This window comes from Candidatus Nitrosarchaeum limnium BG20 (assembly GCF_000241145.1).
Taxonomy (GTDB): domain Archaea; phylum Thermoproteota; class Nitrososphaeria; order Nitrososphaerales; family Nitrosopumilaceae; genus Nitrosarchaeum; species Nitrosarchaeum limnae.
Genome location: NZ_AHJG01000173.1, coordinates 1 through 740 on the forward strand (window position 1 = coordinate 1; position 740 = coordinate 740).

At 32.3% G+C, this 740-nt stretch carries 1 protein-coding gene; it reads right to left on the bottom strand.

Going from position 1 to position 740, the window contains the following annotated elements; translation table 11 throughout:
* Positions 1-151: 151 nt before the first annotated feature.
* Entirely contained in the window at positions 152-700 is a 549-nt protein-coding gene (locus BG20_RS05475) for a YkgJ family cysteine cluster protein (protein ID WP_010191973.1), read from the bottom strand.
* Positions 701-740 lie beyond the last annotated feature (40 nt).

Below are 740 nucleotides of genomic sequence, written 5' to 3' on the forward strand. Positions count from 1 at the left end.
GGGGTTAGGTATCTCTTTTGAGAGATAGAGAGGAGGAAATACTACCAAAGATAAGACAAGATAAATTCCAACTAGTACAGATGCTATAACTATTGGAAAATATTTCTTCATTTCTTTGAATTATTTTGGCTTGTTAAAAAATTCTGGCAAATCAAACTTTGACAAATTCCAAAGACACTCTATCTAGCATGAATTTCAAAAATGCAGATAGGGGTTTTTTTATCCAGTGCTTTGCATTCCATTCCTTTACCAATTCATCATAGTACTTCCATTCAGATACATCTTTTTTGAGATGAATAGTCATCATAGCCTCAAAATTACTAGTATCCCAGTCTACAGGACACATCTTTTCATCCATCTGAGTTAACTTACCATCTTTCATTTGAAATGGATATGATTTGCATACTCCTGGTTTAAAGTCATTAACTGTACATCGAAAAATATCTCCCGTCTCTTCAAGAAATGTACATCCTCCATTTTTTTGCTTTAGTGCAAGATCCAATAATCCTTCTTTTACCTTAATTCCAAGAGAATAGTCTTTTGCCCCATAAATCTCTAAAAAATTATCAGGGGGTAATCCCAATCCAACTGACAGTCGGTAAATATCATGAGCATTAACAAATATCACATATTCTTTGCAGCAGTTTGTATGACATGAAACACAAGGAAATTCAGAGTCTGAAATTATTTTTAATGTCATGAATCATTAAATAAATTTCATGTATTAAGTGTGTTAAAGA